This window comes from Bradyrhizobium sp. LjRoot220, assembly GCF_964252915.1.
Taxonomy (GTDB): Bacteria; Pseudomonadota; Alphaproteobacteria; order Rhizobiales; family Xanthobacteraceae; genus Bradyrhizobium.
Genome location: NZ_CAXUPS020000010.1, coordinates 80042 through 99484, shown reverse-complemented (window position 1 = coordinate 99484; position 19443 = coordinate 80042). Strand labels below are relative to the sequence as shown.

Annotated in this window: 13 protein-coding genes; 4 read left to right on the top strand and 9 right to left on the bottom strand. The window is 63.3% G+C overall.

Annotation, left to right across the window (positions count from 1 at the left end):
* Window positions 1-21 precede the first annotated feature (21 nt).
* Window positions 22-4488, top strand: a complete 4467-nt coding sequence (locus ACSQ84_RS30840; RefSeq protein WP_436215504.1) for a cytochrome P450 — start codon at window positions 22-24, stop codon at window positions 4486-4488.
* A 502-nt stretch (window positions 4489-4990) separates the two neighbouring features.
* On the opposite strand, the gene ACSQ84_RS30835 is transcribed toward ACSQ84_RS30840, so the two are convergent.
* Together ACSQ84_RS30835 and nagA are read right to left on the bottom strand one after the other, a co-directional pair.
* Window positions 4991-6193 (bottom strand): aspartate kinase, encoded by a 1203-nt coding sequence (locus ACSQ84_RS30835; protein WP_436215503.1) that lies wholly within the window; start codon window positions 6191-6193, stop codon window positions 4991-4993.
* Window positions 6194-7375 (bottom strand): N-acetylglucosamine-6-phosphate deacetylase, encoded by a 1182-nt coding sequence (gene nagA / locus ACSQ84_RS30830; RefSeq protein ID WP_436215502.1) that lies wholly within the window; start codon window positions 7373-7375, stop codon window positions 6194-6196.
* 117 nt (window positions 7376-7492) lie between these two features.
* On the opposite strand from nagA, the gene ACSQ84_RS30825 reads away from it, so the two are divergent.
* Genes ACSQ84_RS30825 through ACSQ84_RS30815 form a run of 3 tightly spaced genes read left to right on the top strand, consistent with a single transcriptional unit; the run spans window position 7493 to window position 10390 of the window.
* Window positions 7493-8416 carry a BadF/BadG/BcrA/BcrD ATPase family protein gene (locus tag ACSQ84_RS30825; protein ID WP_436215501.1) on the top strand — a complete coding sequence of 308 codons (924 nt, stop codon included), beginning with the start codon at window positions 7493-7495 and terminating at the stop codon, window positions 8414-8416.
* Between the two features lie 19 nt (window positions 8417-8435).
* A complete protein-coding gene (locus ACSQ84_RS30820) occupies window positions 8436-9380 on the top strand; it encodes an N-acetylmuramic acid 6-phosphate etherase (protein ID WP_436215620.1) in 945 nt (314 codons plus the stop codon).
* 11 nt (window positions 9381-9391) lie between these two features.
* A complete protein-coding gene (locus ACSQ84_RS30815) occupies window positions 9392-10390 on the top strand; it encodes an SIS domain-containing protein (protein ID WP_436215500.1) in 999 nt (332 codons plus the stop codon).
* Window positions 10391-10503: 113 nt separating this feature from the next.
* Here ACSQ84_RS30815 and ACSQ84_RS30810 read toward each other — a convergent pair whose 3' ends face one another.
* The 7 genes from ACSQ84_RS30810 to ACSQ84_RS30780 all read right to left on the bottom strand — a co-directional run bounded on the left by ACSQ84_RS30810 (window position 10504) and on the right by ACSQ84_RS30780 (window position 19388).
* Window positions 10504-11022: a PaaI family thioesterase gene (locus ACSQ84_RS30810; RefSeq protein ID WP_436215499.1), complete on the bottom strand. Its 519-nt coding sequence runs from the start codon at window positions 11020-11022 to the stop codon at window positions 10504-10506.
* Between the two features lie 52 nt (window positions 11023-11074).
* Window positions 11075-12070 (bottom strand): heterodisulfide reductase-related iron-sulfur binding cluster, encoded by a 996-nt coding sequence (locus ACSQ84_RS30805; RefSeq protein ID WP_436215498.1) that lies wholly within the window; start codon window positions 12068-12070, stop codon window positions 11075-11077.
* A 55-nt stretch (window positions 12071-12125) separates the two neighbouring features.
* Window positions 12126-12452 (bottom strand): 4Fe-4S dicluster domain-containing protein, encoded by a 327-nt coding sequence (locus tag ACSQ84_RS30800; protein ID WP_436215497.1) that lies wholly within the window; start codon window positions 12450-12452, stop codon window positions 12126-12128.
* 336 nt (window positions 12453-12788) lie between these two features.
* On the bottom strand, window positions 12789-14444 hold the full coding sequence (locus ACSQ84_RS30795) for a long-chain-fatty-acid--CoA ligase (RefSeq protein ID WP_436215496.1): 1656 nt from the start codon (window positions 14442-14444) through the stop codon (window positions 12789-12791).
* Window positions 14445-14476: 32 nt separating this feature from the next.
* A complete protein-coding gene (locus ACSQ84_RS30790; protein WP_436215495.1) occupies window positions 14477-15799 on the bottom strand; it encodes an aminotransferase class III-fold pyridoxal phosphate-dependent enzyme in 1323 nt (440 codons plus the stop codon).
* Window positions 15796-17382 (bottom strand): hydantoinase B/oxoprolinase family protein, encoded by a 1587-nt coding sequence (locus tag ACSQ84_RS30785; RefSeq protein ID WP_436215494.1) that lies wholly within the window; start codon window positions 17380-17382, stop codon window positions 15796-15798. Before ACSQ84_RS30785 ends, ACSQ84_RS30790 begins: the two co-directional genes overlap by 4 nt.
* Entirely contained in the window at window positions 17379-19388 is a 2010-nt protein-coding gene (locus ACSQ84_RS30780) for a hydantoinase/oxoprolinase family protein (protein ID WP_436215493.1), read from the bottom strand. Before ACSQ84_RS30780 ends, ACSQ84_RS30785 begins: the two co-directional genes overlap by 4 nt.
* Window positions 19389-19443 lie beyond the last annotated feature (55 nt).

Below are 19443 nucleotides of genomic sequence, written 5' to 3'. Positions count from 1 at the left end.
GCGAAGGCGCGAGGGGGGAACTTGGCCGGGTGGCCGCTCAGATACTTCAAAAAGATCAAAGCGGCCTGGACGCTCAAATATTTCGACAAGATCACCGCAGCCAAGGCCAGGCACAAGGACGACGATACGTCCGCGGAAGGGGCGTTCGATTTCAACGATCTCGGACCTGATCGATTTTGGTCGCCGCTTGCAAGACGCGTTTGGTTGCGGGTCGCACGGGTCGCCTTCGCGTTCTTTCGCGTATGCTGGCCGACTCCGAAATTCGGGCGGCTGGTCATTGTTACCCGCGACAAGGATGTACGCGACGTTCTTTGCAAGCCGCTTAGCTTCATCGTGCCGTACGGTCCGGAGATGGAGGAGCTTGGCGGAGGCAAATCAATATTCGTCCTCGGCCTCGAAGGCGACGAGCAGAAGAAGCAGCACGAACTCATTCGCGGCCTCATCCGCCCCGGCGACGCGGAATGGCTGATCCAGCGATCGCGGGAAATCGCCGATACGCTGCTCGATGCGTCGGAAGGGCGCATCGACGTCATGAAGGATCTCATTACGCGGGTCGCGTCCGAGACCTGCGTCGAATATTTCGGGCTCAGTGTCGACGATCCCGACGCTTTCGCCGAATGGGCGATGGCGATCTCGGCGTTGCTGTTCGCCGATCCGTTCGGCAAACCCGAGACCCGCAGGCTTGGTGTGGCCGGAGCGGCGCGCGTGCGCTCCGTGATCGATGCTGCCCGGGCCCGCCTCAGGGCGAAGCAACCAGTTGCGAAGCCAGAAGGCCTCGACACCACGATACTTGAAAGGCTGGTCGCCACCGGAACTTCAGACGAAGAAATTCGCGCGATCATGGTGGGCATGATCACGGGATTCATCCCGACGACGACCCTGGCAGCCGGCAACATCGTCGAGGAGCTGCTGCGTACAGGCGACGGACTTGGCAAGGCGATCGAGGCTGCGAAGGGAGCACGGGAGGATGAGGCGGCGCGCAAACGACTCGAGTCTCTGCTGTTCGAGGCGGCGCGGCTGAATCCGGCGCTCAATCCGGGGCAATGGCGCCACGCTTGCCGGCAAGATACCGCCGGGGTGGGATGGGGCGCGCGCGTCGTCCCCAAAGGCTCGGTCCTGATGGTTGCGACAGCCTCGGCTATGCGCGACCGCGGTCCTCCCAACTATGAACTCGTGTTCGGATCGGGCGTGCACGCCTGTCTCGGACAGGCGCTGGCGATGGCGCAGATCACCGAGATCTTCGCGGCCCTGTTCGCGAGGGAGCAGGTTCGCGTCAGTCGCCGCAAAGAGGGAAGCATCTTCAGAGCAAGCATCTTCAGGGTCGGCGTGTTTCCCCGCCGGCTCGACATGGAGTTCAATCCAGTCTCCGGACGTCGGACCCAGGGCATGGTCACGGTTCTGGCACCGCTCGGGGTGGATGCCGACCTGAAAGATTGGCGCGAGAAGATCACCGCGCTCGGCAATCCCGGCACGGCGACCGATCCTGACCTCAAAGCCCTGCTGATGAAGACGGGCGTAATCCATTTCGCTTCACTCAACGCCGTTGATCTCGGAGAGGCGGACGCACCCGACCCGCACCTGCTGCTGGAATTGAATGGCGACGGAGACGCCGATTCCCTCATCGAGGCGGTCCATCAACACGCAAGCGCGGCGTTGCTGCCGTTGTTTACGGCAGCGGCGGCGGGCAACAAAACTCTGGACCTGGGACGCCAAGGGCAATCGCTTGGCGCGCTCTTGCGAGACAGTGCGCGTGAGCTTCAGGCACGGCCATGGGGAACGACCGGACTGTGCTTCTACGGGCTGCCGGGACAATCCGCCGCCAGTATCGAACGGCAGGCCGACCTGGTAAACTTCTGCCGCGAAGCCATCGACGTCTTCGTCTCAAGTCACGCCGACTCCGGCAGCCGTGCCGCCGTCGTCCTGCAATTCGTTCGCCGCCTCATCCGTGGCGAGTACAAGGCTGGCGGCCCTGCAATGCAGGACCTCATGGATCGCGGTGCCAAGTTCCGCAAGGATCTGATGATCCCGAGCCGCCAGGAACCAGAGACAATCGCCTGGCAGGAACCGGCCAGTCGCATCTCCGCCATCCTCTCATCGCCGACGCTTTATCCGATCTACGGATGGCTGGCCCTGACTGCGTTGATCGTAAGCGTCCTGTGCTTCTATTGGTTCGGTTTTTCTCTTTCCTTCGCATGGGGCCATCTCGTAACGACCGTCGGACGGTGCCTCATCGCACTGGTGGCCGGATGCATCGGCACTGTTTCGCTGGTTGGTGTCGTCGTCGCCGGGTTCGCCGGACGCCTCTATCTGGCTGACAAACGCGACCGACCGGAGGATTTCGAACCTGACCTGGCCAAGGTTCGCGAGATTACGAAGCGCGAAAACAGCTCCGGCTTCGCCCAGAACCATTTCCTTTCGGTTTCGCAGCTCAAGCCAGGCGCTTTCCGGAAATTCACACTCGGTATCGCGCTATGGGGAATCGAACTCCTCGTCACCCGGGGCTTCCGTCCGGGCTTCATCCTCAACATGGGGACGATTCATTTCGCGCGCTGGTTCCGTCCACCTGGTTCGGACCGCCTCGTCTTTCTTTCCAACTATGATGGAAGTTGGGAAAGCTACCTCGAAGATTTCGTCACCAAGGCCCATTACGGGCAGAGCGCCGCCTGGAGCAACGCCATCGGCTTTCCCCGAACTCAATGGCTGGTCCAGGGCGGCGCGGAAGACGGCGATCGCTTCAAGCGTTGGGTGCGCCGCCAGCAGCAGCCGACCCAGTTCTGGTTCAACCGGTTTCCGCGCCTTACCGCAGAGCAGATGCGCAACAACGCGGTCACCTGCTGGGAGCTGGCACGGGCATCGACCGACTCGCAGGCGCGCGCATGGCTGAGCTATTTCGGCTCGATGCCAAAGACCGATGCGCAACTCGAAACCGAGGAGGCGCAAGCGATCGTGTTCCGCGGCTTCAAGCGTCTTCCATTCATGAAGTTCGTGGGTATCCACCTTCCCGACGACCTTGAAGCGTGTGCAGATTGGTTGGATTCGTTGGTGTCCAGATCTGTGTATGATCCTCCCACAGACAGTTTTGTGCCCAATCCTCTTGCAATCACTTTCGGCGACCGGCCGCTATCCGGCGATGAGGAGCAGTCAGCCAGCTGTGTCGCCTTCACTGCGGCGGGCTTGTCCCATCTTGGTCTTCCCAAAGCAGACCAGGGAAACTCGGTTGCAACGTTTCCCACCGTCTTCAATCTCGGAATGTCGTCCCGACAGCAAGCTCTCGGCGATTGCGGCAAATCCGCCCCATCGGAGTGGAGATGGTCGGACGCAGACGAGAGGAAGGCGATCCACGCCGTGCTGCTGCTCTACGGAGAAACCAAGGATCAATGCGACGCACTGCTCGAGAAGCATTACGCAACGTTGCAGAAGGCGGATTGTTCGGTTTGCGAACTCGACACGCAGCCCGCCCCCGACGGCATCGACTACGAGCACTTCGGTTTCCGCGATGGCATTTCGCAGCCGGTGATGCGCGGCACGCAGCGCTTTGCCCGGGGTGTCCAGCTTCGCGACATCGTGGAGCCAGGCGAAATCCTGCTGGGTTACAAGAGCAACCAGGGGTACTATCCACCAACTCCGGTGGTGCCCCGGGAATCCGATACCAAGAATCGGCTCGGCTCGGTTCCGGTTTCGGCGAAATCCCGCTTCTCGGCGTTTCAGGACCTTCGCCCCCAGGTGCGCGATTTCGGAAGAAACGGCAGCTTCCTCGCCATCCGACAATTCGAACAGCATGTCGATGCCTTCGATGAATACAGTGAGCGCTGTGCCGAACATCTGCGAGTCGAGGTGACGGGATTGCAGGGTTTGGTCGGCGGCGCCATCACGAGAAAATGGGTGCAAGCCAAAATGATGGGACGCTGGCATGACGGTACGCCGCTGATCGACCGCCCTGTCGCCAAAACAGAAGAAGCGGAAGGCTCGAGGGTCTGCAAAGCCGACCATGACGAGCCGAACAACGACATCGATTACGGGGTTGACGATCCCCAGGGTCTTTTTTGTCCCTTCGGCGCACATATCCGGCGGGTCAATCCCCGCGGCAGTCTGGCGCCAGGTGATGACTCGGAGCTGACCATCACCAACCGGCATCGGATTCTGCGGCGTGGCAGATCCTATCAGCGCGGCAACGAAAAGGGGCTTCTGTTTATCGGCCTGTGCGCGGACCTCGAGCGCCAGTTCGAATTCATCCAGCAGTCGTGGCTGGGCGCTCCCGGTTTCGCCGGACTTACCAGCGAGCCCGATCCAATCGTGTCGGTGAAGCCCACCGATTCATCCACGCGGTTCACGATCCCGACTTCCGCCGGAGCGCTTGCGCTGCCGGGCGGCGACAATTTCGTTACGGTTCACGGAGGAGGCTATTTCTTCCTTCCCAGCCGCTCTGCCTTGCTGTTCCTGTCCGAACTCACTCTGCGCCGGAGCGAGAACCGCCCGCCGCCGCTTTGACCGGGACTTCCATGCTTGCGAATTGCCGATGAAGCCGATCGTCAACTCAGCACAACCTGCCTCTGGATCAGTTTTGCGCGCCATCGGCAAATTGCGGTCATTGGCCGTTTGTCGAATACACGACGTTGGCAGCCGCCAAAACACACCCGAAGCCTCTGACGGTTTGGGTTGTACGATGCGGCTCCCCAACAAAAAATATCGAAAACAACCCCATGCACAGAAAGCAAGTGGTTGCCGGCGTTGATGTTTTGACGAGTCCGCGAGAAGAATTTGACACGTCGGGCAAATCAGTGGCACGAAACCATGATCACGCAATCTGCAAGGCCGCCCATGGCCCTGTTCGACGCAGGCCGCCGCGCTTCCATGGTCGCCGCTGCCGTCAGCTGCGCATCAAACCAGATTCGCGCCGTAACCATCCTTGGCAATTGCGCGCGAACCGGTTTCGACTTCGCTCGAAAACGCTCTAACGCAGGCGGAAGCGATACCTGACCGCGTCTCGAAGCTATGCTGGCTGGACGAGCGAATGCAACGCCTTAACCGCGGCCTCGCGATCCTCCACAGGTACAAACAGACTGACCGAATGCGACGACAACACGTAAGTGTCGGGGGCAATTCCGTGACGTCCGAGAATCTGCAGCGCCCTGAACGGCAATTCCGACGAAACGCCGCCGAAGCAGGTCAGACTGACCGAGCTCGAGGCCGCGCGCTGCCGGCGCAGATCCTCGCTTTGTTCCAGCGTGCGCAACAGGGCGTCGAGCCACTCTGAATCACAGGCCACGGTCATGCTGGTTTTTCCAACGGCGAAGCTGGAGGCGAGCAGTTGCGGCCACGACAGGCTGTTTTGCTTGAGATGCTGCGCGAACTTCTCGAAGCCCTGATTGAGATCTTTGGAGTCGATTTCCACATGCTCAATGCGCGCCAGCGAGTTGACGGCCAGAACTTTTCCGTTTTCCATACCTGCAACCTCTTTCATCACTTGCGTGCTGTTTTCAGTGCTGCCCCACTGCTTGAGAACCAGAGGCACATCCTGACTTTGCGCCAGCTCCAGGCTGCGAAAATGCAGGACCTTTGCACCCCAGAAGCACATTTCGGACAGCGATGCGAAGTCCACCTGCCGCAGCGGCTTTGCCTCCGGCACGATACGCGGATCGGCCGAACAAATTCCGTCGACATCCTTGATAATTTCACAGCGTTCGGCCTTCAGCGCCGCGGCCATCGCAACCGCCGTGGTGTCGCTGCCGCCGCGGCCGAGCGTGGTGATTTCCCTGGTCGCCGGGTTGACGCCCTGAAATCCTGCCAGCACCACGACGCGCCCGCGATCGAGTTCCTCACGCACGCGAATCGGCCTTACATCCAGAATGCGCGCGGAGGAATGCGAGTCGTCGGTCATCACGCCGGCTTGGCTGCCGGTGAAGCTGATCGCGGGCACGCCGAGATCGGCAAGCGCCATGCTCAACAGCGACATGCTGATGCGCTCACCGGTCGTCAGCAGCATGTCGAGTTCACGGCGATTGGGAGCCGGGCTTACCTCATAAGCCATCTGGATCAATTGGTCGGTGGTCTTGCCCATGGCGGAGACGATCGCCACCACGCGATGACCACGGCCATGCAGATCGGCGAGACTGCGCGCAACCGCGCGAATTTTCGCCGGCGTTTCAAGGCAGACACCGCCATATTTTTGCACGATGATGGGATGGTTGCGCATCTAACCCCGGTGAGAAGCCTCGCTCATCTCGTCCATCGAGCCGACACCGCCTATCCAGGTGCCGACGACTTCAAAGTTCGGATTAAAGGCGACAAGGTCCGCACGGTATCCGGGCGCGATCCGTCCAAGCTCGGACTCAAGGCCCAGAAATGCCGCCGGTGTCCGCGAGGCCATGATGAGGGCATCGACCAGCGAGCTTCCGAGCAGCGCAACAGCGTTGCGCACTGCCTCGATCATGGTGAGGTGAGCGCCCGCGAGCGTGCCATCGGGGCCGGTCAGGCGATTTTCGCGCAACGTGATCTGCCTTCCTTGCAGCACGAACTGCCGGTCGTTGGTTCCAACCAGTGGCATGGCATCGGTGACCAGCATCAATCGATCGCGTCCCTTGCAGCGGAAGGCAACACGCAAACCGGCGCGATCGACGTGAATGCCGTCGCAAATAATTCCCGCAAACAGCCGGTCATCGTCAAGGGCGGCGCCCACCAGGCCCGGCTCCCGGGCGTTCAATTGCGACATGGCGTTGAACAGATGGGTCACCCCCGAGACACCGCGATCGGCCGCCTGCCCGATTTCGACCGCGGTGGCATCGCTGTGGCCGGCCGCGATCCGCAATCCGGCACCGATCAATTCATCGATCATGGCTGCAGGCACGCATTCCGGGGCCAAGGTCACAATGGAGCGGCCGCGGTCGCCAAAACTTTTGATCGCGGCGAGATCGCGCCGATCGGGCACGCGTATCTCGGCTTCCGGATGAATGCCCTTGCGCGACCGGTTGAGGGCCGGCCCTTCCAGATGAAAGCCGAGAACGCCGGGAATCTGCAGACACGCCTGGGCGACTGCCGCCAATCGCTCGATGACGTCGCTACGATCGGTGATGATGGTCGGCAAGCAGCCCGTGGTGCCCGCCTTGCGGTGCGCCTCGACGATGCATCTTACGCCAGCCTCGCTTGGTTGGTCGTTGAGAAGAACGCCCCCGCCGCCGTTGACCTGAATGTCGATGAACCCGGGTGCGAGGATCGCGCCGGCCGGCACGTGGATTGAGGCGCGCGCCTCCGCCTGGCCGAAGGCGATGCTTTCAATCCGCCCCTGCGAGATCCTGACCGATCCCGGCCCGCGCATCTGGGCACCGTCAAAGATGTGCTGGGCGGCAATCGTGAGAGAGGAGGAACTGGCGTGGCCCATCAGTACCGATCCGAGAGTGGCAGTCACGAACTCGTGAGGCGATTGCCGAACAAGGCTTCATATCTACACCGGGGGTCTTTGGGAGGGACCCGGAGCGAAACCTTCACGTTAACTTCCATGGGAACAAAAGGTACCATGTATCTCGGCATTGATGGCGGCGGAACCCGCTGCCGCGCCCGGATCGAGGACGAAAACGGCGGGATTCTCGGTGCCGGACGCGCAGGGCCTGCGACAACGCGAATTGGCTTCGAGAAGGCCTGGCGGTCCATCATGGAGGCCACTGAAGCGGCAGCTGCACAGGCCGGACTGACGGGCGAGGATTTCGCGCGGATGCACGCCGGAATTGGCCTTGCCGGTTTTGGCCGCCGGGGCGCCGAAGCGGCGCTCAACAAGATCGCGCACCCCTTTGCGTCCGTCATCTTCATCAGCGACGGTCTGGCGGCCTGTCTCGGCGCCCATAGCGGCGCAAACGGGGCCATCGTGGTAGCCGGCACAGGCTCGGTCGGTGTCGGCCTGCTCGACGGCCGCGAAATCCGTTTCGCCGGTTACGGCTTTCCGCTGTCGGACGAAGGCAGCGGTGCCGACATCGGCCTGCAGGTTGTTCGATTGGCGCTGCGGGCCGCGGATCGCCGCGGCGAGCTGTCCCCATTGCTTTCAGAGGTGCTGGGCGCGTTCGATCATGATCCGTATCAGGCGGTGGCCTGGTCCGAGGAAGCCAGGGCCACCGACTACGCTGCGTTCGCGCCGGTCGTGATGCGGCACGCCAATCAGGGCGATCCGGTCGGCCGTCGCATTGTCGAACGCGCGGCCGACGCCATCGGCGATCTGCTCGATCTGTTTCTGGCGAAAGGAATTGACCGGCTCTCGCTGGTAGGCGGGCTCGCGGATGCCCTTACGCCCTGGCTGACGCCTGACCTGCGCACCCGCCTGAGGCGTCCCGATGCCGATGCGGCAGCCGGCGCGTTGCTGCTGGCGCGAGGGCGGCTTGACCTGCCCAAGAGGGAAACCGGCCATGAGCAGCCTTCAGAGTTCCGCGTTTGAAGACGCATGGATCAACGAGATGGCCACCGAAGAAGTCGACCCCCGTTTTGCCGATCTTGATGCATGGTCGGTGACGGCAGCGATGGAAGCCATGTGGGAGGGCCAGCTTGCGGCAGTCGCGGCGATCGCCCATGCCCTTCCCGCAATCGCTGCGGCGACCGAAGCGGCCACCGCGGCGCTGGGTGATCATGGACGTATTGTGTATATCGGCGCCGGCACCTCGGGCCGCGTGGCCGTCCAGGACGGCGCCGAGCTGATGCCGACCTTCGCCTGGCCCGGCGAGCGCGTCCGCTTCATCGTCGCCGGCGGACCCAACGCGTTCGTCACCAGCATCGAGGGTGCGGAGGACGATGTCGACGATGCGGTCAGACAGATCGACGCCACGCAGCTCACACCGCACGACGTGGTGATCGCGGTAGCCGCCAGCGGGACAACGCCATTCACGGTCGCCGCCCTGCAGCAGGCCGGCGCTTTCGGTGCCGTGACGATCGGCGTCGCCAACAATCCCGGCACCGCACTGCTGGCGTCGGCCAAGTTTCCGATTCTGATCGAAACCGGCCGCGAGCTGATCGCCGGCTCCACGCGGATGAAGGCGGGCACCGCGCAGAAGGTTGTGCTCAACCTGATCTCCTCAGGGATCATGCTGCGCCTTGGCCGGGTGTACCGCGGCATGATGGTGAACATGCAGCCGACCAATGCCAAGCTGAAGCGGCGCGCCGAGGCCATGGTGGCGCAAATCGCGCACTGTGACCCGTCGCAGGCGGCACGCTGGCTCGAGGAGGCCGAGGGAGACATCAAGACGGCGGGCCTTCTGGCGCTGGGTGTCGACAGGACTGATGCCGAGGCCATTTTAGAAAAATGTGACGGCAACCTTCGGCGCGTGTTTGCCGAGCTCGCCGGGGATCGTGACCGGCATCCCAAGGGAGCGGCGAAGCGCAAGCAAGGCGGAGCGGTTGAGCCGTGACGAATTCCGCGATGGCGACCGAAATCGGGGAAAGCGCGGATGTTGTCGCCAAAATTGTTGGTAACCGCTCCGCGACGCGTGACATCGCACGGCGAATTGGGATTGGCTCAGCCCCGCTGTGCGTCGTGTGCGGCCGGGGCAGCTCCGGGCATGCCGGGGTTTTCCTAAGATATCTCGTCGAGACGCGGCTTCGCCTGCCCGTTTCAGCCAGCGCTCCTTCGGTGATTACGGCATTTCGCACGCCGTTGATGCTGCGGCATGCGCTGTTCATCGTGATCTCGCAATCCGGGCGCAGCCCGGATCTTGTCGCGGCGACCAGGTCGGCGCGCGCCGCGGGCGCCCGCACCATCGCCATCGTCAATGCGACGTCCTCGCCGGTGGCCGACGAAGCGGAGTTCGTCATCCCGATCGAGGCCGGCCAGGAACACTCCGTGGCGGCGACCAAAACCGTGATCGGCTCGATGGCTGCGGGCGCCGGACTTGTTGCCGAACTGGCGGAAGATCAAGCGCTGCGGTCGGCCCTCGACCGGCTGCCCGGGCGCCTGCACCGCGCACTGCCGCTCGACTGGTCCGGGATGGCCGATGATCTCGTCAAGGCGTCAGCCGTGTTTGTGGCGGCGCGAGGCCTGGGCCTGGGCTCGGCGCGGGAGATCGCCCTGAAACTTTCGGAAATCCTGCGCCTGCCTTCCATCGGCCTGAGCGCCGCCGAGTTGCAGCATGGACCACGCGCCGCGTTATCATCGCGCACGCCGGTTGTCATGATGCGCCTCATGGATGAAACGGCGGCCACGGTGGACGCCCTGGCAGTAGAGCTGCGCGAGCAAAAGATCGCGCTGCATCTGTGCGGCGGACCGCATGGCTCGCTGCCCTGGCTGGCCGGGGATGATCCTGCCACTGACCCGATCACCATGCTCGTTCCGGCCTATCGGATGATCGAGCAGACGGCGCGCGCCTGCGGATTTGACCCGGATCGTCCCCCTCGCCTGAGCAAGATTACCGAGACGTTTTGACCGGCTGGGACGCTGCCCGCCTCCCACAACCGGTATCTATTGAGAGGTCGGAGACGGTACAAAAAGCGCGCCCGAGGAGGTCGAGAAATTCCGCAAGCTGCTGGCAAAATAAATCAGTCAGGTTTTCGCGGCGCGTTGACGCGCTTGATGGTGCCGGAGAAGGTCAGCACCGGCCGCCCGGCTGTGGTCAGTGTGCCGCGCAGGAACAGGATCGAGCGGCCGGCGCGCACCACCTCGCCATGGCCGTCGATCAGTTCGCCCTCATAAGCCGCGTCGATGAATTCCGAGGTGAACGACAACGTGACGCCGCGACCGTCCAGCAGCACCTTGTTGCTGATCGCAAACAGGCAGTAGTCGGCGAACGCCAGCAGGCAGCCGCCGTGCGCAGCGCCGGAGCCGTTGATATGCTTCTTTTCCAGCCGGAACGCACAGCGAATCGTCCCGTTGTCTTCCTCGCGGTGCCAGAACGGGCCGTTGTGGACCTCAAAGTTGTCGCGGGTCCACGTCCACCAGCCGGCGAACTCGCCCGACGTCGCCTGGACGGCGCCGTCATGGCGGGGCGTGGCATTGTTGGGAACGAAATTCACCAGGCTCTCCAGTTGGGTCGGCAGGGAATGGCTCAACAGAACCATGCTATTATTGTTCGCGCATGCCGCAACGGTGCCGACGGGAGACGCCAGGCTCCTACGATGGCGCCACAAGCCGCCCGCGCTGCTCCGGGAGTATGCCGCCCTTCAGGGGAAGCGGCTGATCGCCAAGCAGCACTTTTACCACCACGTCACGCGCATGGCCGGGATCAAGCGCGTGCTTTGCGATCAGGTCGCCACAGTCAGCGACGATCTGGTCGGCGTCCTGCATGATCTTGAGCTCCTTGTAGCGATCGCGCCGATGCAGGCCCATGCTTTCGCCGACGATCTCGAGGATGTTCAGGATGCGGAACGGCCAGTCGCGCTCGTGCGCGCACAGTTCGCGATGATCGGAATGATATACCGCCACCAGCGCATCGACACCTGCATCGTGCGCCGCCTCAAGTTCCCTAAGCTGCAATTCGCGCTTGAACTTTGGAAGGGCGCCAACATTCACGCTCTGCAAACCAACCGCCGGCTGGTTCAGATCGACGAGTTCGATACCGGGGACCATCGTCAGGATTTCAGTGGCGGCTTCCACGACGCCGGCCACGCCGGGATGCTTGTGCAGCGCGACACGCATTTCGACCCTGCGCTGAAGGTGCGGCTTTAGCTGCGCCAGCCGCTCGCCAAGAAAGCGCATGAACGGGTTCATCTCGAACGGGCGGGAGCCACGCTGTCGCTGCACGGTCGGCAGGATGGTTTCGGTATACTGGACGTAGCATGTCGGGCACCAGGAAATCACCTGACCCGAGTTGGAGTGCGACAGCTTTTCCATGGTGTTCGAGCCCATGCGGCCGGCCATCTCCGCGTCGCCGGATTTGAGTTGCGCGATGCCGCAACAATGGCTGGGTCCGCCCATCACCTGGTAACTGACGCCGAGCGCATCCATGATATCGAGCGCAAGCAAGGCAATGTGCGGGGTCTTGAGCACATTGCAGCCGGTGTAAAACACGAAGTCCGGCGCCTCGACGGGCGCGAAAACCGACGCCGATTTTTGACCCAGTCGTTCCAGCACCTCCGTATCGAGTTGCAGGCGCGAAAGCACCGTCACTCCGCGACTGCCGTCGCGGTATCTCTCCACGCCTTGTCGGCGACGTTCGGCAAGTTCATTGTCGGACTTCGGACTTCGCAATGCCAAGCCGCGCCATGCTAAGCAGGAAACGCGGATTGACGCCGTAGTCGCACGCCTTGATGCATTCCCCGCTCTGCATGCAGGACTGCGCCCATTTGCGCGATGCTTCCGGACCATTACCGGTGCGTACCAGTTCGAGGATGCCGCCAATGACGTCTTCAGACTTCGTATCCGAGATGCCGGCCGGTTCAACGCTCGGACAAACCTCGACGCACTTGCCACATTGCGTGCAGGCGTCGAGCATTTTCTCGACACGTTCGGCTAGAGCCGTTTCGAAAGGGGCCTCGCTCATCGGCTGCATCATCAGCTCCGGGCGTGCTGCGCTGCTACGTGTGGCACATGATAAGGTTCGGAACCTACCCGACAAATGGCAAGCTGTACATCATCAAGCCGCAACCGGGATCTGTCCGCTTCGGGTCGCCGGGCGCAAGCGAATTCAGGCCTTGTTGGCTGACGCGCGGAAGTCGCTGCAAGCGATGAAGTGATTTTTCTCGAAGTAATCCTAAACACTCGCGTCAAATCCATGGTCGGAGCGACGGAGGGAGCTGCACATGCGCGGTGATTACACCCAATTGGCATCGGGGAACTGACGCGTCCAGGAAACGATCCGGGTTGATGGCGACAGAGCCAGCCTCCGTCACCGACTCCACTCCGCGTCCTGCAGCAGCCGCCAGTTGATCTTGTTGCTCTCGGTGCGCGGCAGGCTGTCGACCAGCACCACTGAACGGGGCGCCTTGTAGCTCGCCATCCTGTCGCGTGACCAGGACAGGATATCCTCGGGGCGAATGGTCGACTTTGCGGCTTCGTGGATCGCCACCAACGCCTTCACGGTTTCTCCGCGATAGCCGTCCGGCGCGGAAATGATACAGCATTCCCGGATCGCGGGATGCTCGTACATCATCGCCTCCACCTCGGCCGGCCAGACCTTGAAGCCGCTCACATTGATCATCCGCTTCAACCGGTCGACCGCGAAGAAATAACCCTCAGCGTCGCGGTAACCGAGATCGCCGGTCCGCAGAAAGCGTTTCCCGTCGCGCTGGATAAAGGCGCTGACGTCGGCGTCGGGCTTGTTCCAATAACCCTTTAGCAGCTGCGGCCCGTGCACGATGATTTCGCCCACCGCGCCGTCACCCAGTTCCTCCAGCGTATCGGGATCGATCACCCGCGCATCGGTCTCGTGCACGGCAATGCCGAGACACTGGCGCTTCGGCGCGGCGAGCGGATTGAGATGGGTCGGCGACATCGTCTCCGTCATGCCGTATCCCTCGATGTAATCCAGGTTGAAACGGACCTTCAGCCGTTCGGCAACCGCGGCAGGCATCGCCGCGCCGCCGCCGGTGAGAATCTTCAACCGCGCAAAGCTGCTGTCACGGAATCCTGGACCGGCCAGAACATCGACGATCATGGTCGGCGCCGCGTTCCAGAACGTCACGCCATGCGCCTCGAACAGATCCGGGATCAGGTCCTTGTCCCATCGCGCCATCAGCACGAGGCTCGCGCCCGCGACGATGGCGGCATTCATGGACCCCTGCATTCCGGCGACATGGAACAGCGGCATGAAGCCGGACATGACATCGTCGTGGCTGAGCCCATACCAGCGCGCCTGCAGGACTGCCGTGAACAACGCACTGCGATGGCTGTGCATGCAGGCCTTCGGCCTGCCGGTGGTGCCGGAGGTGTAAGGCATGATCGCGAGATCGTCCGGCGCCGCGGTCATTGGCGTCGGCAATCGCGCCTGCGCGATTGCCTGCTGCCAGCGGAACCATCCCGGTGACTCCGGCGCTTCGTTCGGCTGTGTAACACATGCCGGCAAGGCATAGGGCGTGTCGGCTGGCACCTCATCGCGGTAATTTGCGACCACGGCATGGGAGAGCGTAGCTCCCAGCAGCGGCGCGAACATTTCGCACAGCTCGCTGCCGACGATCGCCACCATCGCCCCGCTGTCGGCGGCGAGATAGGCGATTTCCTCAGTCTTGTTCATCGGATTGACCGGCACGATCACCGCGTCCGCGCGCATCACCGCGTAATAGGCGATCACATATTGCGGCGAGTTCTGCAGCGCGATCAAAACGCGATCACCACGTTTGACGCCGCAGCTATGTTGCAGAAATCCCGCCATCGCATCGACGCGGCGCTGCAACTCGCAGTAGCCCAGTTTCGCGCCATAGAAGGCGGTCGCCGGATGATCGGGGTTGCGATGCGCGGCGCGCGCCAGCGCATGGTAGAGCGTGCCGTCAGGCATCGGCAGGTGCCAGGGTTCGCCAACCGGCCAGAGCGGAGAAACGCTGTGCATTGGCGGCCCTGGATGACTGAGGCCTAGCCCTTCTATCGGCCGTGGCTCGCCGCGGCATGGCGTTCATACTCTTCATCCGCAACCTGCAGGCCGTGATCAAGAGCATCGAGAAGCTGGTGGGATTCATCCGCGGAGATCACCAAAGGCGGCGCAAGGAACAGCGAGGTCTGTTCGCCGCTGGTGCCGATGACTGCGCCCGCCTCCAGCGCGCGCAGCGCCACGCGCGAAGCGACGGGATCCTCAAGCGTATCGGCGCGCCAGGTCCGCCAGTCCGGTCCGTGCAGCTCGATGGTCCAGTGCAGACCCTGCCCCGCCACACGGCTTACGCTCGGGTGTCGCCGGGCGATCTCGAGCAGACGCTTTGCGAATAATCCTTCGAGCTGGCGCACCCGGGACAGGATATCCTCGCTGGTGACCACGCCGAGGTAGGCGCTGATGGCGGCCATGCTGATCGGATGACCACGCAACGTTCCATAATTCTGCCAGCTCTTGCCCTTGAGTTGCTCGACGATGGCCTTCGATACCACGACCGCCGCGACCGCCGCGGCGCCGCCGCCCAGCGATTTGCCGAGCGTCACGATGTCCGGACGGCTCTCGCCACCTTGAAACGCGAACCATCGCCCCGCCCGTCCCACGCCGGTCACCACTTCGTCAGCGATCCAGATCGATCCAGCCTCGCGGGCGCGCAGCGCCAGTTGGTCCTGATATTCGGCGTCGTGGTAGATGCCGCCCTGGGTATAGTCGATGATGGTTGCGGCGGCGTCCGACAGGGTGCTTGCGGCGTCGGCGAGATACTGCTTCGCCGATGGATTGTTCGGCGGTGCGCCGTAGATCGCGCCATCGGGCGCGGGCAGAATGCAGACCGGCGCCATCGCGGCAGGGAGTTGCGAGCCACCGGCATGGACCGCAAGGCCGCCATGCCATTGCGGCTGCACGGTCATGCTGCGGGACAGACCGACAAGGCCGTGATAGGCGCGTTCGCGGGTCGCGAGCGCGGTGCGCTGCGTGAGCGCCTGGCAAAGCGAGAGCGCCATGTCATTCGCTTCGCTGCCGCTGATGCAAAAGCGAACGGCGCCAACCCAATCCTCCTCACCCTCGAAGGCAATCCGGATCAGATCGTCCGCGGCTTGCTCGCGCCCGATCCAGGTCCAGCCCTCGTTCACGACCGGCGTATCCGCGGCGCGACGGATCGCTTCCACCATCGCCGGATGACGATGGCCAAGGCCACCGCCGGTATTGCTGCCGTCGATCAGGCGACGGCCATCTTCGAGATCGAAATAGACCCCCTCACCGCCGACGACGGTAAGCGGCGCGCTGTCGCCCGCGTTCAGGCCGGTTCGCAAAAGCCTACTCATCGAGAAACCTCATTCGCCGCCCCATAACCACCGCCGCCGCAGCTTTCGATGGTGACGAGATCGTCTCGCTGCAGCACCAGATTCGATTTGCCGTCGATTTCGACATTCGCGCCGTTTCTGACCAGAGATATCCGGCAGGTCTCGCCGGGCTGGCCGCCCTGCATGCCGAACGGCGGGATCACCATGCGCTCGACACAGGTGGTCAGATGCATCGACGGCGCCAGGATCCGATAGGAACGCACCACGCCGTCGCCGCCGCGATATTGGCCGGCGCCACCGGACTGGCGGCGAATCGACTGCTGCTCGACCCGGATTTTGTAGTTGGCCTCGATCACTTCGGCCGGCGTGTTCGACGTGTTGGCCAGGTGCACGCGCGTCGCCGAAACGCCGTCGCGATCATGGCGCGCGCCCTCGCCGCCGCCATGGACCTCGTACAGCATCTTCCAGGAGCCGTCCGGGCGCGGCTCGGCGAAGAACAGCACACTGGCGGTCGTGGTGCCGCCTGCGGACAGGCGCTCCGGAATGGCGTCCTGCATCGCGCGGAAGATGGCATCGACGATGCGCATCGAGGTTTCGTGATTTCCTGCCGCGACGGCCGCCGTCCATCCCGGCTCCAGGATCGAACCCTGGCGCGTGATGATCGTGAGCGGCCGCAAGGCGCCGGCATTTTGCTGCATCTCGCGCCCGCTCATGATGCGTGCCGAATAGGCTACGGCGGAACGCGCAATGAACGGCGTCGTGTTGCAGAAATTGGAGGCCCGGTCGGCGCTGCCGGACAGATCGAAGGTCGCTTCATCGCCCGCGATGATGATCTTGACGTGAATGCGGGCGGGCTCACCGCCCGCGCCACCATCGTCGAGGTAATCTTCCCCTTCATAGACCCCATCCGGCAATTCGCGGATGGCCTCCCGCATCTCGATCTCCGACAGATCGTGCAGACGCGCCAGCGCGGCGGTGAACACCTCCCTGCCGTGGTGCCGGCAAAGCTCGACGATGCGCTTTTCGCCGGCCTTGGTCGCTGCGATCTGTCCGAGCAGATCGCCCTCGCAGGCCTCGGGATCGCGTACGTTGGCCTTCAGCAGCTGCATGATCGGCGTACTCACTCCCGCCGCTGTCGCAATCAGAACCGGGGGAATGCGCATCGCCTCCTGAAAGGTATCGATGGCCTTGGCGAAGTAGCTGCCCGGCCATGTCCCGCCGATGTCGGGCCAATGCGCGAGGCTGATCGCGAATGCGACGAGGTCGCCGTCGACAAAGACCGGCCGAACCACTTTGACGTCGTTCAGATGATTGCCGCCGAGCGCGCCAAGATTATAGATCAGAACGTCGCCGTCGTTCAGGCTGCCTACAGGCAGGACTTTCAACAATTCCGGAACGGTGTAAGCCATGGCACCCAGATGGATCGGGATGTCGCGGCCCTGACCGACCAGATCGCCCTTGGCATCGGTGATCGCAGATGACAGATCGCCGGCTTCGCGCAACAACGGCGAACGCGCCGAACGCGTCATCACCAAGCTCATCTCCTCGGCCGCCGCCGACAGGCCATGCCGTATCACTTCGACGGTAAACGGATCGAGCGTCATGGCGTCACCTTCGTCAAAAAGAGATGACCGATCGTGTCCGGTTTGGCCTGCCAGCCCGGGGGAACTACAATGGTGGACCACGCATCTTCAATGACCGCGGGCCCGAACACCGTTTCCTTCATCGAGGCGCGGTCCACGATCATTGTAGCCACGTCATGGCGCCCATCGAACGTGCATCGACGCGAAGCTGCGTGCAACTTGCGGACGGCGGTCGTGGCACGATCGACGATGGTGGTGGATGGCCGCCGCGCCTGCACGCGCACCGATTCGATGACGCAACTCTCCGCCGTCGCGTAGCCGAACAGCGCGTGGTGACGCGCGAGAAAATCTTCGCGCAACCGCGTGGTAATCAGTGGCAGGGAGAATGGAACGGCAATGGCGTCGTTCTGCGCGGCATAGCGCATCAAGGCGACCAGCTCGACGTCGATCTCTGCGCGCGCAACGCCGCTCGCGATCAACGGTTCCGACGCCTGCCCGATCAGGGTCTCGATCCGCTCCAGCAACCGCGCGAGATCGATACCATCCAGCGCGACACGGAAGGTCTGCTGCTGCAGAAAACTGAAATCGGCCGTGAGACAGCCAAGCGCGGAAAACGCGCTCGACGCGTTGGGCACCACGATCGAGCCGATGCCGTAGAGGTCAGCCATTCCCGCCGCATGCATCGGCCCGCCACCGCCGAAGGCCAGCAGCGTGCAGTCGCGGCCGTCGATGCCGCGTTCCACCGTGACCCGGCGCAGCGCCCGCGCCATGGTCGCATTCGCGACCTTGACGATGCCGCGCGCGGTCTCCTCGAGGCCCAGCTTCAGCGCTTGCGCAATGGGCGAGATGGCGCGCCGGGCAGCCTCGATGTCGAGGCTGATGCGGTCCCCGAGCCGTGTCTCCGGATTGAGATAGCCGAGCACCGCATTGGCATCGGTGATCGTCGGCGCCATGCCGCCGCGGCCATAGCAGGCCGGGCCCGGCTCCGATCCCGCGCTCTGCGGTCCCACGGTCAAGCCACCCGGCCCGTTGCGCACGATCGAGCCGCCTCCCGCCCCGATCGAGTCAACCGCCAGCATCGGCTGGCGCAGCGGTCGATCCCCGAGCATTCGGCCGTCCGCCATCTCGGCCTGCCCGTCGACGATCAGACAGACGTCGGTCGTGGTGCCGCCCATGTCGAAGGTGAGCATTCTCGGCGTGCCGAGCTGGCGCGCAATGCTGACCGACGCCGACACACCGGCCGCCGGGCCGGACATCGCCATGACCAGGGGACGCCGCTTGACCGCCGCGATCGGCACCATGGCGCCGGCGGAATGAAACACCTGCAGGCCGGGTCCAATCGGCAAGCGCCGTTCCAGCTCAGTCAAATATTCGACGGCAATAGGCATCGCCGCCGCGTTGAACACCGTCGACGACGTGCGCTCGTATTCTCGCGCTTCCGGATTGACCTCGTGTGACAGCGAGACATGCGGCACGATCGCCCTGAGCCGCTCGGCCAGCATCCTCTCATGCGCCGGATTGGCGTAGGCATGCAGCAAGGCCACCGCTACGCTTTGCACGCCCGTCTGCTTCAGCCAGGTCACCAGCCGGTCGATCTCACGATCCTGCAACGGCTGCAGTACATTGCCTTCGTGATCGAGCCGCTCAACCAGACCGAAGCAGAGCTCGCGCGGCACCAAAGAGGGAGATTTCGGCGGGATATCGAGGCGGTACAGATCACGGCGCCGGTAGCGGCCGATATCCAGCACATCCTCGAATCCCGCGGTGGCGATCAGCGCAACCTTTGGGAGGCGGTCCTCGACGATCGCATTGGTTACCCGTGTGGTGCCATGGACGAAGCGCTTGACCTGATCCTTTTGCAGCCCGACGGCCTCGATGGCTTCGAGCATCGCATCGACCGGCGCATGCGGACGCGACGGAACCTTGGCGATGCGGGTTTCGGCGGGGTCACGCCGGATGGCAATGATGTCCGTGAAGGTGCCCCCGATATCGGTGCCGACTTCCCATTCCCTGCTCAGGCCGCTCATTTCATTCCTTGTCAACCATTGCCTTCTTTCGCACCGAACAAGGTCGGTAGCGACG

What these genes read in the sequence shown, in the direction of transcription:
- ACSQ84_RS30835 (WP_436215503.1), bottom strand. Translation starts at nt 6,193, where the DNA reads ATGCGCAACCATCCCATCATCGTGCAAAAATATGGCGGTGTCTGCCTT.
- nagA (WP_436215502.1), bottom strand. Translation starts at nt 7,375, where the DNA reads ATGGGCCACGCCAGTTCCTCCTCTCTCACGATTGCCGCCCAGCACATC.
- ACSQ84_RS30825 (WP_436215501.1), top strand. Translation starts at nt 7,493, where the DNA reads ATGGGAACAAAAGGTACCATGTATCTCGGCATTGATGGCGGCGGAACC.
- ACSQ84_RS30820 (WP_436215620.1), top strand. Translation starts at nt 8,436, where the DNA reads ATGGCCACCGAAGAAGTCGACCCCCGTTTTGCCGATCTTGATGCATGG.
- ACSQ84_RS30815 (WP_436215500.1), top strand. Translation starts at nt 9,392, where the DNA reads ATGGCGACCGAAATCGGGGAAAGCGCGGATGTTGTCGCCAAAATTGTT.
- ACSQ84_RS30810 (WP_436215499.1), bottom strand. Translation starts at nt 11,022, where the DNA reads ATGGTTCTGTTGAGCCATTCCCTGCCGACCCAACTGGAGAGCCTGGTG.
- ACSQ84_RS30800 (WP_436215497.1), bottom strand. Translation starts at nt 12,452, where the DNA reads ATGCAGCCGATGAGCGAGGCCCCTTTCGAAACGGCTCTAGCCGAACGT.
- ACSQ84_RS30795 (WP_436215496.1), bottom strand. Translation starts at nt 14,444, where the DNA reads ATGCACAGCGTTTCTCCGCTCTGGCCGGTTGGCGAACCCTGGCACCTG.
- ACSQ84_RS30790 (WP_436215495.1), bottom strand. Translation starts at nt 15,799, where the DNA reads ATGAGTAGGCTTTTGCGAACCGGCCTGAACGCGGGCGACAGCGCGCCG.
- ACSQ84_RS30785 (WP_436215494.1), bottom strand. Translation starts at nt 17,382, where the DNA reads ATGACGCTCGATCCGTTTACCGTCGAAGTGATACGGCATGGCCTGTCG.
- ACSQ84_RS30780 (WP_436215493.1), bottom strand. Translation starts at nt 19,388, where the DNA reads ATGAGCGGCCTGAGCAGGGAATGGGAAGTCGGCACCGATATCGGGGGC.